General features: G+C 34.4%; 11 protein-coding genes and 1 riboswitch. Of the genes, 10 read left to right on the top strand and 1 reads right to left on the bottom strand.

Going from position 1 to position 14,399, the window contains the following annotated elements; genetic code table 11:
• Nucleotides 1–15: 15 nt before the first annotated feature.
• From MKY04_RS10700 to MKY04_RS10655, 10 genes are all read left to right on the top strand, one after another.
• Nucleotides 16–435, top strand: a complete 420-nt coding sequence (locus tag MKY04_RS10700) for an acyl-CoA thioesterase (RefSeq protein WP_126294836.1) — start codon at nt 16–18, stop codon at nt 433–435.
• Nucleotides 436–732: 297 nt separating this feature from the next.
• Nucleotides 733–2,235: a malate:quinone oxidoreductase gene (locus MKY04_RS10695; protein WP_126294835.1), complete on the top strand. Its 1,503-nt coding sequence runs from the start codon at nt 733–735 to the stop codon at nt 2,233–2,235.
• A 189-nt stretch (nt 2,236–2,424) separates the two neighbouring features.
• Nucleotides 2,425–6,201 (top strand): AAA domain-containing protein, encoded by a 3,777-nt coding sequence (locus MKY04_RS10690; protein WP_246020346.1) that lies wholly within the window; start codon nt 2,425–2,427, stop codon nt 6,199–6,201.
• Between the two features lie 18 nt (nt 6,202–6,219).
• Nucleotides 6,220–6,981, top strand: a complete 762-nt coding sequence (locus MKY04_RS10685) for a hypothetical protein (protein ID WP_126294833.1) — start codon at nt 6,220–6,222, stop codon at nt 6,979–6,981.
• Between the two features lie 66 nt (nt 6,982–7,047).
• Nucleotides 7,048–7,157, top strand: a riboswitch (SAM riboswitch).
• A gap of 104 nt (nt 7,158–7,261) precedes the next feature.
• Entirely contained in the window at nt 7,262–8,200 is a 939-nt protein-coding gene (gene metA / locus MKY04_RS10680; RefSeq protein ID WP_126294832.1) for a homoserine O-acetyltransferase MetA, read from the top strand.
• A 253-nt stretch (nt 8,201–8,453) separates the two neighbouring features.
• Nucleotides 8,454–8,960 (top strand): sigma-70 family RNA polymerase sigma factor, encoded by a 507-nt coding sequence (locus tag MKY04_RS10675; protein ID WP_126294831.1) that lies wholly within the window; start codon nt 8,454–8,456, stop codon nt 8,958–8,960.
• On the top strand, nt 8,957–10,282 hold the full coding sequence (locus MKY04_RS10670; RefSeq protein ID WP_346235856.1) for a DUF4179 domain-containing protein: 1,326 nt from the start codon (nt 8,957–8,959) through the stop codon (nt 10,280–10,282). Before MKY04_RS10675 ends, MKY04_RS10670 begins: the two co-directional genes overlap by 4 nt.
• A 75-nt stretch (nt 10,283–10,357) precedes the next feature.
• Nucleotides 10,358–11,212, top strand: a complete 855-nt coding sequence (locus tag MKY04_RS10665; RefSeq protein ID WP_246020344.1) for an MBL fold metallo-hydrolase — start codon at nt 10,358–10,360, stop codon at nt 11,210–11,212.
• Nucleotides 11,213–11,359: 147 nt separating this feature from the next.
• A complete protein-coding gene (locus tag MKY04_RS10660; protein ID WP_126294829.1) occupies nt 11,360–11,800 on the top strand; it encodes an Rrf2 family transcriptional regulator in 441 nt (146 codons plus the stop codon).
• A gap of 63 nt (nt 11,801–11,863) precedes the next feature.
• The gene (locus MKY04_RS10655) at nt 11,864–12,763 is read left to right on the top strand and encodes an NAD(P)/FAD-dependent oxidoreductase (protein WP_346235855.1); all 900 of its coding nucleotides are present in this window, start codon (nt 11,864–11,866) and stop codon (nt 12,761–12,763) included.
• A gap of 100 nt (nt 12,764–12,863) precedes the next feature.
• On the opposite strand, the gene MKY04_RS10650 is transcribed toward MKY04_RS10655, so the two are convergent.
• Complete coding sequence (locus MKY04_RS10650) at nt 12,864–14,258, bottom strand: hypothetical protein (RefSeq protein ID WP_126294827.1); 1,395 nt, start codon at nt 14,256–14,258, stop codon at nt 12,864–12,866.
• Nucleotides 14,259–14,399: the final 141 nt, after the last annotated feature.

Here is a 14,399-nt window from a genome sequence, read left to right as displayed (position 1 = left end):
TTAGAGGTGAATAAAATGTTTGTAAGTGAAAAACAGATAGAAATTCGTTATGCAGAAACAGATCAAATGGGTGTTGTGTATCATGCAAACTATTTAGTTTGGATGGAAATTGGGCGTACTAAACTCATTCAAGATCTAGGGTTTGACTATGCCGGATTAGAGGAACAAGGCTACTTATCACCAGTACTTGATCTATCGATTCAATATAAGAAAGCAATGAGATATGGACAAGTAGCTACTGTTCGAACTTGGGTAGAATCACATTCAAAGCTTCGCACTACATATGGCTATGAAATATTGCATGAAGACGGATCAGTTGCTGCAACTGGTACTTCAGTTCATACATTAGTGAAAAAGGATAACTTTAGACCTTATCCTTTAAGTAAAGTTGATCCTAAATGGGAAGCGAAATATTTAGAAATTGCACACACATAACTAAATTTTTAAGCAATTTTTCGATATTGGACATTACAAAACCTTATCCTAGCACATTCTTTAGGATAAGGTTTTTTCGTTAATTACTAGGTTGTGTTATATTATTTCTCACTATTTACCACTTTTTAATTACCTTATATATATCATATAATAGTATATATTTTAATCTATAAATAAATGTAGTATACTATAGAATGGTTATAAAACGATACAGAAAAGATGTGTTCCTAAGCTAGGCTTTGATTAGGTGGGATACCTGCATCTTTGCTGCAAATTTAGGGGAAAAGGTTGGTAAAAATGAGCAATAGAAAAACTAACACAGACGTCATTTTAATTGGCGCCGGAATTATGAGTGCTACTTTAGGTACACTGCTAAAAGAGCTAAAACCGGAATGGGATATTAAAGTTTTTGAATCGCTCGAAAAAGCAGGGGAAGAAAGCTCTAACGAATGGAATAACGCAGGTACTGGACATGCTGCTTTATGTGAGCTTAACTATACTACTGAAAAATCAGACGGATCTATTGATATTAGCAAAGCGGTTAATGTTAATGAACAATTCCAAGTTTCAAGACAGTTCTGGTCTTATCTTGTAGATAAAAAATTGATTAATAATCCTCAAGACTTCATTATGCCATTACCTCATATGAGTATGGTGCAAGGCGAAGAAAATGTTCAATTCTTAAAGAAACGCCATGAAGCAATGGTGAAAAATCCTTTATTTAAAGGAATGGAATTTTCTGATGACCCAGCAAAATTGATGGAGTGGATTCCACTTATCATGAATGGCCGCAAAGATAATGAGCCAATTGCAGCTACAAAAGTTGATTACGGTACGGATGTTAACTTTGGTGCTTTAACACGTATGTTATTTGAACATTTAGAGTCTAAAGGTGTAGAAGTTAACTATAAACACAAAGTTCAGAAACTTAAACGTGCTAATGACGGCTCATGGGAAGTAGTAGTACATGACCTTGATGGCTGTAAAGCAAAATACTATAATGCTAAATTCATTTTCCTTGGAGCTGGAGGCGGTAGCCTTGAATTACTACAAAAAACTGGTATTCCTGAAGGAAAACATATCGGTGGATTCCCTGTAAGCGGTTTATTTATGGTATGTAATAACCAAGAAATAGTAGAGCAACACCACGCTAAAGTTTACGGTAAAGCAAAAGTAGGTGCTCCACCAATGTCAGTACCGCACCTTGACACTCGTTATATTGATAATAAAAAATCGCTGTTATTTGGACCTTTCGCAGGATTCTCACCAAAATTCTTAAAAACAGGTTCAAATATGGATTTATTTGCATCAATTAAACCGCATAACCTTACAACGTTATTAGCAGCAGGGGTTAAAGAAATGTCATTGACAAAATATTTAATCCAGCAAGTGCTATTATCAAAAGAACAACGTATGGAAGAGTTGCGCGAGTTTATCCCTAATGCTAAATCAGAGGATTGGGATATTGTAATAGCAGGTCAACGTGTACAGGTTATTAAAGATACAGAAAAAGGCGGTAAAGGAACACTGCAATTTGGTACTGAAGTAATTACTGCTAGTGACGGCTCAGTTGCAGCATTACTTGGTGCTTCTCCTGGTGCTTCTACGGCTGTTCACGTTATGCTTGAAGTAATCAAGAAATGTTTCCCAGATCAACATAAAGAATGGGAGCCAAAAATTAAAGAAATGATTCCTTCATATGGCTTAAAGCTTATGGATCACCCAGAGCTTCTACAAGAACTTCATAATTCAACAGCACATACTCTTGGGTTAAGTGAAAAAGAACCTGTTCTTAGCTAAAAGCTATAAACTATAATTAGTATTCATATATTAAAGTATAAAGAAGAACCTTTGATCTAAGTTTGTTTGGATTAAAGGTTCTTTTTGCATTACTTTATATTTAACGTTTTGTCAAAACTACCGCTAACTTAAGAAACTTGATATAATGACGTTTGTGAGAAAAATCGAAAGAGAAATGGAGGTATGTTCATGGTACAAAATGCAAAAGATTCAGTAAAGTGTTTTATTGTTTTAACCAATACTGCTCGTGAAGCAATAAAGCAACATTTTCAAGATGAACATGCCTTTTTTAATTTACAAAAACCATTCGAAGTATATTTAGAAAAACAATCAATCGAACAAACTTCTATTTCATTAACAATTTATTTTGATAATAAAACAAATGAAAAACTCGCTAAGAAATTTGGCGAACGCGTTGTTATAATGGATTGCGTATTCGATTTAAAAAATGGACTCGTCGCAAAAAGTTTTCGTACACGAGGTAAAAACACACCAATAAAAACTAACCGTCGCCAAAAAATGCGCATTCATTTTGTACCTTCCCGCATTAATGGCCATACATATTCCGAAAAGTTTATCTCTTGCATAGCAGAACTTCCTGTTGCCCAAGAACGCTTTGACTATGTCAACAAGCGAATCACAAGCTGGGAAGGCTATTTAAAGGTGCTTTATAAAAATGCGTCTGTGGACGATATTGATGCAACTTTTGATTCGGTCAAGTTCAGTCACGACTTTTCAACTGTTACATTGCGCTGTAAAGGTATTGATAATAAAGAGTGGAAACAACTTAAAGGCTTAAGTGTTTATACGAAAGGATTCCCAAAAGAAATTGGGGAAGTCGTAAAAGTGAATCGATCTGATTTTACTGTAGATATTGAACTTAATCCTAGACTTGCAAAAGATGTTCGTAATCATAACTTCGATTTCGCTTCGGAGCATATTACGTTTAGCAATGCCTCCACAAAATCGCAATTAAATCGTCTCCTAAAAGGATTTGAACGACTAAAAGATGGTCTAGCAGCAAATCCAAATTTAGAAAATATTCTGTTCGAAGATAAGCCAACTATTGCTGAACGGAAAAATAATATCGAGCTTGAGTTTCATAATAATTTGAATGAATATCAAAGAGATGCAGTAATTGGGGCAATGAGTGCAGATGATCTATACGTTATACAAGGTCCTCCAGGTACGGGGAAAACGACTGTTATTTCTGAAATTTGCTACCAAAATGCAAAAGCTGGTTTAAGGACTTTGATTGCCTCTCAATCGAATTTGGCAGTAGACAATGCACTAAGCCGATTATTATCAAATAAAGATATACGTATTTTAAGATATGGCCGTACAGAAAGTATTGAAGAAGAAGGAAAAAAGTTTATTGAAGAAAATGTTGCACAGTACTGGAAGAAACAAACATACGAGGCTATTATTCATGAAATTAACCATCATCAAACAAAAGAACAAGAACTAAAAGAAGAAATCACTCAATGTAAAAGTCAAATTGAGTTATTAAAAAATAGAGAATTAAAATTACTTGAGGACATTGAAAAGAAGCAAAAAGCAAAAATAGAGCTTGAAGAAGTGGCAGAAAAGATTTCACAGCTCAAAAAACAAATCATTCCACTAAAAAAAGAACGTGAGAAAACAGAACAAGGAATAGAAACATTAACAAATTCTCTAGAAAAATTAACAGCAAAAATAAATGAACTAAATGAACAACTAACATCAATTGGTTCATTACAATCAATAAATGAGGAAATACAAAAAGCAGAGGAAAAAATTCAAAAAAGTAAACATACCATCGAGTATTTACAATTAAAAGAGCAATTAGATCAAGTAGAAAAACAACGAGAAAATATTCGAAACCGATTAGAAAAATTAGATTTTAGCTCTGATAAAGTGGAGAATACGGTAGAACAAATCCAATCGTTGAAAAAAGTTTATGAAGTTGAACAGATAATAGAAAAACACCAGCTACGCCGCGGATATGTTTTGAATCAACTGTTCGCTGATATGGAAAAAATCCATACGCAGCTAATAAAATTTAAACCATTAAAAGAAATAATGAATCGATTAGAAAAAGCAATTGAATATAGTCATACTACCCTTGGAATACAAGTGCAAACTGTAGATTTGCCGCCAAATCACCATTATTCTTTAGATGAGATAAATGACTTTTTAACTAAACTAAGCTATGCCTTCGCTCAAAAGAAGATTAATAAGGAAAATGGATTGCGTTCTATTCAAGGGTTATATATGAGAAAACGCTTCCTAGATCAGTTATCATATCGATATCGGGCGCTAATTGATGAATCTCTCCTCGTTTTTTCAAAAATAAAAGAAGAAGTAACCGATCAAATTATGGAGAAAACCGGAGTAGATCAATCTTCCATTAATTCATTAAAAGTACAAGAAGATAGCTTGAACCAAAAGATTGAACAATATCATAATCGTCTAGAAGCATTTCATCCTATTTTAGAAGGCTCGGTCATTCCTTCAACAAGTGAGCTGCAATCAGTTTGTACTTTACTTGAAGAAGATATTAAAAAATTACAACAAGATAAAGAACGGTTACTAGAAATTGACTCGCAATTAGAGAAAAAAGTAAATGAAAAGCAAAGTATAGAGACTGAATTATTAAATGGTCAACAGCTATTAAAAGAAACAATTGCTGACTTAAAACAACTTAATTTAGATGGTTTGCTCCTTGAAAAGAAATATGAACAATTAGAGCAAATTACAAAACTAAATCCTGAGCTTGAACTAGAAAAAACTAATGAAAAAATAAAAAGTCATCAAAAAGAAATAGAGAAACTGGATTTAAAAATTTCAATGCTTCCAATCACGCAAAGTTTACAATTACAGTGGAAAGAATTGCTTGAACAATCTACTGATCACGATTTAGATGAAATTCGCAAATTATATGTAAAACATGCAAATGTAATTGGGACAACCTGTGTTGCATCTGCAAACAAAGAATTTATGGATAATTACCCGATTTTTGATGTTGTTATTATCGATGAAGTGTCGAAGGCAACACCACCAGAACTATTGCTGCCAATGTTAAAGGGTAAAAAGATCGTATTAGTAGGGGACCATCACCAATTACCGCCATTAATAGGCGATGATACATTCGAAGAAACTTTAGAAACGGTCATAAAAGAAAGCGATACATTTGAAGAAAAACGAGAACTAGAAAAACTGCTTGAAGAATCATTATTTGAACGGTTATATAAAAACTTGCCGCGTTCGAATAAAAAAATGCTCGCCATTCAATACCGGATGCACGAAAATATTATGCAAACAATTACGTCATTTTATAAGAGTGAAAATGACTCTCTTCAGTGCGGCCTAACGGATTCAGATGCAGTGAGAGACCATAAATTAAATAGCAAATTTGTAAATCGCAGCGAACATTTACTATGGTTCGATATACCGAATAAGCCGGCATTTTTCGAGGAAAGGATGAAGGAAGGCTCAAGTTTATTTAACACAGCAGAACTTGATATGATTCGCAATATGCTCCTTGACTTAAATGATGCAACTGAACAAGCAAAAGAACAAGGCATTATAGAACAAGACACTTTAAAATCAGTTGGTGTAATAAGTTTCTATGCTGAACAAGTAAAACGGATTAATCGATTAATCGAAGAAGAATTGCATCTTCCTCACCTGCATATTAGAACAGGATCTGTTGATAAATTCCAAGGCATGGAGATGGATGTTATTTTGGTCAGCATGGTTCGAAACAATGACAATAAGTATGGTGATATTGGTTTTGCCAAGGATTATCGCCGTTTAAATGTCGCCCTATCACGTGCACGGGAATTGCTCGTATTAATTGGCAGTACAGAAATGTTTACACGACGTCCAAAGCACGAAGAAACACGAAACATGTATAAAAATTTATTAAATGTAGTTAAAAACCAGAACGGCTATAGAGAATACGAAAAAACAGTTATTAATTAATGTTATAAAGGAGGAGCGATGGAGCTACAATTATTACAACAGAAATTATTAGAGCAGCTTGAAAGCAAAACTACTGGAACGATTGTTCAAAAAGACATTTGGTGCTTTCCTGTTCATACAATAAACGTTTCATATAAACCAGTACTTCGTACGAAAATGGACATTTTAATGAAAATGCTGCTTATTTCATTACAAAAAGCGAAATTTAAAAATAGTGAGCAATTAAGCGAAATTCTTTTAGTAGAAGAGCTCTTTGTACAAGATTTATTATCCAAAATGCATAAAACAGGGCTTATCACTAAAGTTGAGGATTGTTATCAATTAACTGAAAAAGGGTTGAAACAATTAGCAAATGGCGTTTATGAAGAAGATCAAGATACAACTTCCGTAGAGCTTTTATATAGCCCAACTCATCAGTCATTTTTTAGTGGGGATATTGAAGAAATTTTGGATTTTGAAGATTTTCCTGAAAAAATATATCGATATAGCTCACATGAGGAGGAGCTTAATATTGATAACGACAAGATTTTACCTGAAATACGAAAGCTGCAGCACAATTATGAAGACGATCAGCAATCAGATCAATTGTTCATTACATCAATCGATGCTATTGAAAATGTACAAATCAATGATATCCCATGTTTAGAGTTTATTATTTTTGATAAAGAAAAAAGTTCTTTTCATGCTCGAGTTTGGAACACACTGCTGGATTCTTGGGACACTACTCTTGAGTATCAATTACAAGAAAAAGAACAATCTATGTGGCAAGAAAAATATTAACAAAAAAATAAATCTCGAATATTGCAAATATTAATTTTCCATGTTAGTATTAGCTTAATTTCATCTTTCTTATCAAGAGAAGCAGAGGGACATGGCCCTATGAAGCTTCAGCAACCTCTAACAGCAGTTAGAAAGGTGCTACTTCCAGCAAGACGTTATGTCTTGAGAGATAAGAGTGCGCGTTTACATTGTACCTCTCATTCTCATGCTGGAATGAGGGGTTTTTTATTTGATTTAAAAGAGAGATGAAAACGGCATTATAAGAAATGGGGGAACAAGAATGCCTATAAATATACCAAAGAATTTACCTGCTGGAGAAAAATTGCGACAAGAGAAAATTTTCGTGATGGAAGAAGACCGCGCGAGAACGCAACAAATTCGTCCACTAAACATTTTAGTTTGCAACTTAATGCCAGAAAAAGAGAAAACAGAGCTGCAACTATTACGTTTATTAGGGAACACGCCTTTACAAACGAATGTAACGTTTCTAAACACAGCAACATATGCGTCGCGAAATGTTTCAAAATCGCACTTAGACACATTCTACAAAACATTTAATGAAATTAAGCACCGTCGTTTTGATGGCATGATTATTACAGGTGCACCAGTAGAACGTATGGAGTTTGAAGATGTTAACTATTGGGAAGAAATTACAGAAATTATGGATTGGGCAAAAATTAACGTAACATCTTGCATGTATATTTGCTGGGGAGCACAAGCTGCACTTTATCATCATTTTAATATCGGCAAATTTGAACTGCCAAGAAAATGTTCTGGCATTTATTCGCATGTCATTACAGATCTTACGGTTGATTTAGTAAGAGGATTTAGTGATGAGTATGTTGCTCCTCATTCAAGACATACTTCTGTATCTATTGATGATGTACGCAGCCATCCTGACTTAAGATTATTAAGCTACTCTGAAGAAGCTGGACCATTTATTATCCAATCAAAAGATACAAAGCATATTATGATTACTGGCCATTTAGAATATGATGCAACAACGTTGGCAGATGAATATATTCGCGATGTTGAAAAAGGGGAGCCAGTAGATATTCCAGTAAACTATTTCCCGAATAACGATCCATCAAAAACACCAAAAAACACATGGCGTGCCCATTCACATTTACTTTTCTACAACTGGTTAAACTACTACGTATACCAAGAAACACCATACGACTGGCATTTTGTCGATGACATGATTGAGTACCATATATAGAAAGTGTAACGGTTACTTAAGAATTTTCAAAATATAAATACAATTTATGTTGGGGTTGTTTAGAAATTAAAATTTCTGAGCAGCCCCTCAACTGTTTGTAATCAGCAACTTCTTTAATAATCGTGTCATTTTCATCAGTAGGCTCATCCTAAAATGGCTTCAAAAGCAGCCCCTTTTTTACTTTATAGAAAAAGTTATTAATTAATGAACGTTTTTTTATTATAGAAAGTCTAATGATTAAAGGGGGAGACATATGCAAAACTTTGAACGCGAGAAAAAAGCAATTGATGGTGATAAATCAGCCTTCCTCGAACTTTTAGAAATGTACGAAGATACGCACTATAGGATTGCTTTTAGTTATTTTAAAAATGAATATGATGCACTTGATGCCATACAGGAATTTACTTACCGCAGCTTAAAAAAACTCCATACTGTTAAAAAGCCGGAATATTTATCTACTTGGCTTATTCGAGTGTTATTAAATGTATGTCATGATATGCAGAAGAAAAAGAAACGTTTGGAATTACATGAATCAATTGAAATCGGACAACACAATGATTGTTCCTATTTAGAACTTTCCGAAGCAATTTCTAAACTATCGCCAGAACAACAACATCTTATTTACTTAAAATATTTTCAGGATTTAAAAAATGAAGAAATTGCAAGTGAAATAAATATCCCAGAAGGAACAGTAAAATCTCGCCTACATAATGCACTTCGGAAATTAAGATATTTTTTTGGGGAAGGAGGTCAATCATGAGTAATTTTAATAAGCAAGATTTTGAGAAATTAAAACGGGAGTTAGAAAAAATTGAAATCCCTAAGGAGAAAATACAGGCAGCACGGCAACAGGCATATGCAAAACACCTCCATTCAAGAAAACGTCAAATAAAAACATGGAAACAAGTGTCGATTGTTATGCTTCTCCTTATAGCATTTGTTACAACCGTACGTGTTTCACCAGCATTTGCACAAACAATCGCTAAGATCCCAGGGTTTGCTCCACTCGTTGAAATGATTACACAGGATAAAGGGGTAAAAGATATATTAGATAATCAATATTATGAAGAGCTTAATATTGTAGAAATAAAAAATGACCTTATATTAACTATTCTCGGAACAATAGCAGATGAATCCGGAATGATTATTTTCTATCAATTAGAAGCGCCTTATGATATTTCAGAACTTGAAACGAAAAAATTTAGACTTACACAAAATGATAAAGACATCGAGGCAGCTACAACTTATTCTTGGGCAGCAAAAGACTCAACGAAAATAATAGAAGAAAAGCTAGAAGTCGTTGCAACAAATAAAATAGATTATTCAAATCCAAACTTTCAGCTTGAACTGACATTTGACGATGCCAATAATACTTCCTTTACCGTACCTTTTACATTGAAAAAAGAAATTGTACCGACTAAAACCTATGAGATAAATCAACAATTGGAGATTGACGATCAAATTATTCATATAAAATCCCTTAAAATTTCTCCATTGCGTGCAGAAGTACAGATAACAGCGGATGACCAAAATACAATGCAAATATTACAAATCAATAAGTTAAAGGTTTTAGATGAAAATGGTGAAGAATGGGGCAAAATAACGAATGGATTCTCCGGTTTTGGAGGATTTAGAGAAAATGACAATAGTATTTTTATTCAAAGCAATTATTTTAGAGAACCACAAAGCTTAACACTTGTTATCGATGAGGTCGAGGCTTTACCTAAAGGGGAAGACTATATTGAAATTGATTTCCTTAAACAAGAAATTTTAAAAATACCTCCTCTCAAAGACTTTGAGTTATCCTTAAGAGACTTTGATATGTTCGATGTATCATATAAGTCGCCGCAAAACGATCATAAGCAATTGTTAAGTACTGTTATTGATGCAAATGGAAATAAATTTTATAGTGATGGACATTCATTTAGATATAGAGAAAATAGCACAACAGCAACTTATTCGTTTGATTTAAAAGGTGCAGTTAACCCAGTACGCGTCTATTTCAATAGCTATCCGAATTTCTTGGAAGGATCTGCTGAAATTAACATACCACTGGATGATAAATCAGACAGCTCACAGTGATGTGAGCTTTTTCTATTTCTTTGAATAATCAATTTCTATATAGAGAAACTACCTTTAAAAGGAGGTTGTTTAAAATTGAGTGAACAAATGAATTATGGTGAAGATTATAAATATATTCCAATGACCTCACTGATGAGTGGAATCGGAATTGAGGTAACACCAGATATTTACGCTTATACAATTCAAGTGGTTAATCTATGTATGGTTGGAGAAAAGGGGAAAGCAACAGGCTGGACATTAATTGATGCAGGGATGCCTAAATCAGCTGAAGCTATTATTAAAGAAGCCGAAAACCGTTTCGGTGAAAATGCACGTCCAAATGCAATTGTATTAACTCATGGGCATTTTGACCATGTTGGAGCAATAGTCGAATTAATTGAGCATTGGGATGTTCCCGTGTATGCACATGAAGCAGAAATACCTTATTTAACAGGGAAAAAAAGCTATCCTGAACCAGATTCTACTGTTGAGGGTGGACTTGTTGCAAAAATATCCCCTTACTTTCCAAATGATCCAATCAATCTAGGAACCCATGTTAAACCATTGCCCGTAGATGGAACAATTCCGCCATTAAAAGATTGGGTATGGATCCATACACCTGGACATTCGCCGGGACATGTATCATTCTTTAGAGAATCCGACCGTTCTTTAATTGTAGGGGATGCATTCGTTACCGTTAAACAAGAATCCCTTTTTAAAGTGCTGGTCCAAGACAAGGAAATTAGCGGTCCTCCAAGATATTTAACTACAGATTGGCAGCAAGCATGGGATTCAGTGAAAAAGTTAGAATCATTAAAACCAGCTGTTGCAATTACTGGCCATGGTGCACCAATGGAAGGTGATGATCTCAAACTTCAGTTGCAATGTTTAGCTATTGATTTTGATACAGTTGCAATTCCAACTCATGGTCGATACGTTAATGGTAATTAAAGAAAATGCATGACGAACCAAAAACGTCATGCATTCTTATTTGTAGGGATTAACTTTTATTTTAAAAAGGGAGCTTAATAAATTGACTTATTTAATTATTAGAGATATTATAGACTCATTAAATCTACAATAATAGAGGTGAAAAAATTGAAGTACTCAAAGGCAACTAATTATGCATTACATACAATTGTTTATTTAGCACTTTTACCTTCCCAAAAAACAATCGGGGTAAAACCTTTAGCTGAAGTTCAGAAAGTATCGCCCACATACCTCTCTAAGGTGCTAACTAACTTAGTTAAAGCTGGTTTTATTGAATCTGTTACAGGGGTTAAGGGTGGTTATAAATTAATAAAGGATCCAAAGGATATAACATTCTTAGATGTTATCGACGCTATTGAGGGGACTTCTTCATTATTTAATTGTAGTTTAGAAAATAATCTTCACGATCGACAAAACTGTTTCATTGAAAAAGTGATGAATGAAGCAGAACTAAAAATGGAAAATTACTTAAGAACACAATCTATTGAAAATGTTATTCAAAAAGTTAATGAAAATACAGTAAATCAAATCAAATCTATGGCTAATTAATTTTTTTACATCAATTAAAGACTATAAATATCTATAATATCTATAATTAAGAGGTGAAGAAAAATGATTTTAGATTGTGCAATAATAGGCGGCGGCCCTGCTGGGTTAAATGCTGCTCTCGTACTAGGTAGGGCAAGAAGAAGCGTTATTCTATTTGATAATGATCAAGCGAGAAATGCTGTTACTCAGGAATCACATGGATTTATTACTAGAGATGGTGTTTCTCCAAGAGAATTCAGAGAGTTTGCTTATCAGGATATAAGTAAATATCCATCAGTAAAAATAAAAAAGCAAAAAATTGTAGAAATAAAAGAGGAGAATAGCTTTTTCAGACTAACTACGGAAGAAGGTAATTCCCATTTAAGTAAGAAAATAATCATTGCAACAGGATTAAAAGAAACTTTGCCTAATGTTGAAGGGATTAAAAATTACTATGGGAAAAGCTTATTCAGCTGCCCATATTGCGACGGCTGGGAACTAAGAGATCAACCTTTAGTTTTAATCTCTGAAAATAAAAGGGCTGCACATGCAGTAATGACGATTTATCAATGGAGCAAAGACTTAGTTGTTTGTACAAATGGCAGTAAAATAATTTCGGATGCTGAGGAGCAGTTATTTAAGAAAAAAGGCATTCGCGTTATAGTAGAACGAATAGCAAAGTTAAGTGGGGCAAATGGGAAATTAGAAAAGGTGATTTTTGAGAATGGGGAAGAGATTATTAGGACAGGAGGCTTTGTTTCGACAGAACTTGAACAACCGAATCATCTTGCAAATTCATTAGGGTGTGAGATGAATAGTAACAGTGGAATTATTATGGACGAGTTCTGTAGAACAAATGTAAAAGGCGTCTACGCAGCAGGGGATATATCATTTGGTCCATCACAATTAATAATTGCTGCTAGTCAAGGAAGTCGTGCTGCAATTGGGGTTAATAGTGACTTGATAACAGAAGAATTTAAGTAATTTATAATAAAATGCATGACAAGAGATAAAATGTTGTCATGCATTTTTATTTAGTGGGTTTTTACTAAGATTTCATTCAAGTAAACCTTTGCTTTAAGCTTTAAAGAATAAACATCGCCACAATCGTAGTTACTATTAACCCGATAACAACAGGCAATAAATTTCGGCGAGCTAATTCAAAGGGACTTACATTACAAATTGCAGCTGCTGGAATTAATGCCCAAGGAACTAATGTACCTCCGCCAACCCAGATGGCAGCAATTTGACCTAATGCCGTTAAAGTAGCAATTCCTTCACCGAGAGCACTACCAAACAAGTTAGCTACTGAACCGGCCAATGTAATACCTGAGAAACCTGAACCGTCTAAACCGGTAATCGCACCAACGCCTGTTAACGTAACAGCCGCTACTTCAGAAGTTAAAGGCACAACAGATGCTAATGCAATGCCGAGGTCATTGACGATTCCATGAGAGTCGGATGGAAGATATTCCCCAATAATTGTTAAGAATCCTGAATCTCCTAAATAGAAGAATGCTGCAATAGGAATGACAGGCCCAAATACTTTAAACCCAAATTGAAAGCCCTCGATTAAATAACTTGTAGTCTTTTCTAGACCATCATTTTTATGTGCAAATAGAGCTAATAAGATTAGGATGAAAACGGTTGTGCCGCCAATGAGCGCAGTTGCATCTCCCCCTGATAGGTTAAATAGAGACATGGCAACAACATCGAGCGCAAATGCAATTGGAATTAGGAAGGCAAAGAACTTTCGTTGTCCTAATGAAAGTAAATTTTCATTTACTTTATCTACTTTAGTTTCTCCTTCAAATGTACCAACCATTTCCATCGAGCCACGTTTCATATCACGACGCAAGAAAATAAACGCTACGATTGTTGTTACAACACCCATAACGATAACTAGGGGTATACTTGCAGATATAACATCACTTACTGGAATACCAGCAGCATCCGCTGTTAGCTTTGGTGCACCTTGAATTACAAAATCACTTGATAGTGCAATCCCGTGGCCAAATAAGTTCATCGCCATTGCAACTCCAAGTGCTGGCAATCCAGCGCGAATAGCTACTGGAAGCAATACTGCCCCTAGCAGTGCAACTGCAGGTGATGGCCAAAAGAACCATGAAATAATCATCATTAAAATCCCGATTGTCCAGTAGGCAAGTGTTGGATTTTTAATGATTTTTGTAAAGGGAGCAACCATCACTTCGTTAATACCTGTTTTCATTAAAATACGACTCATAGCTACAATAATTGAAATGATTAATATAGTCGATAAGAGCTCGGTAATAGCAAAAACAAAGCTATTGAAGACTTTGCTTATAGAAGAAGTAAAATCTCCTGTTGCGACAATCGCTAAGACAAAAATACCTATTATACAAATAAGTGAAGTATCTCGACGCTTCACCATAAAGCCAATGATTAACACAATAAACACGACATATATCCAATGAAGAGCAGTTAATTCAACACCCATACAACATCCCCTCGTTTCCTTTAGACCTAGAATATGAGGCGATTGACTAGATGGTTCGTGATGGGAAAACAGTACCTTTTGGGTGGAAGTGAAAAAAATTTTTTATTTAAATCTTATTTTTAATTTGCCTAAACGAAAATT

Origin of the sequence: Lysinibacillus telephonicus, assembly GCF_039654155.1 — a bacterium.
Taxonomy (GTDB): Bacteria; Bacillota; Bacilli; order Bacillales_A; family Planococcaceae; genus Ureibacillus; species Ureibacillus telephonicus.
Note: the sequence above shows the minus strand (reverse complement) of the source record. Positions and strands in the feature narration are given on the sequence as shown.

Bases quoted from the DNA above. Each gene is read 5' to 3' on its own strand.
- MKY04_RS10670 (WP_346235856.1), top strand. From the start codon at position 8,957: ATGAGTAATTTTAATAAGCAAGATTTTGAGAAATTAAAACGGGAGTTA.
- MKY04_RS10695 (WP_126294835.1), top strand. From the start codon at position 733: ATGAGCAATAGAAAAACTAACACAGACGTCATTTTAATTGGCGCCGGA.
- MKY04_RS10650 (WP_126294827.1), bottom strand. From the start codon at position 14,258: ATGGGTGTTGAATTAACTGCTCTTCATTGGATATATGTCGTGTTTATT.
- MKY04_RS10685 (WP_126294833.1), top strand. From the start codon at position 6,220: ATGGAGCTACAATTATTACAACAGAAATTATTAGAGCAGCTTGAAAGC.
- metA (WP_126294832.1), top strand. From the start codon at position 7,262: ATGCCTATAAATATACCAAAGAATTTACCTGCTGGAGAAAAATTGCGA.
- MKY04_RS10690 (WP_246020346.1), top strand. From the start codon at position 2,425: ATGGTACAAAATGCAAAAGATTCAGTAAAGTGTTTTATTGTTTTAACC.
- MKY04_RS10655 (WP_346235855.1), top strand. From the start codon at position 11,864: ATGATTTTAGATTGTGCAATAATAGGCGGCGGCCCTGCTGGGTTAAAT.
- MKY04_RS10675 (WP_126294831.1), top strand. From the start codon at position 8,454: ATGCAAAACTTTGAACGCGAGAAAAAAGCAATTGATGGTGATAAATCA.
- MKY04_RS10700 (WP_126294836.1), top strand. From the start codon at position 16: ATGTTTGTAAGTGAAAAACAGATAGAAATTCGTTATGCAGAAACAGAT.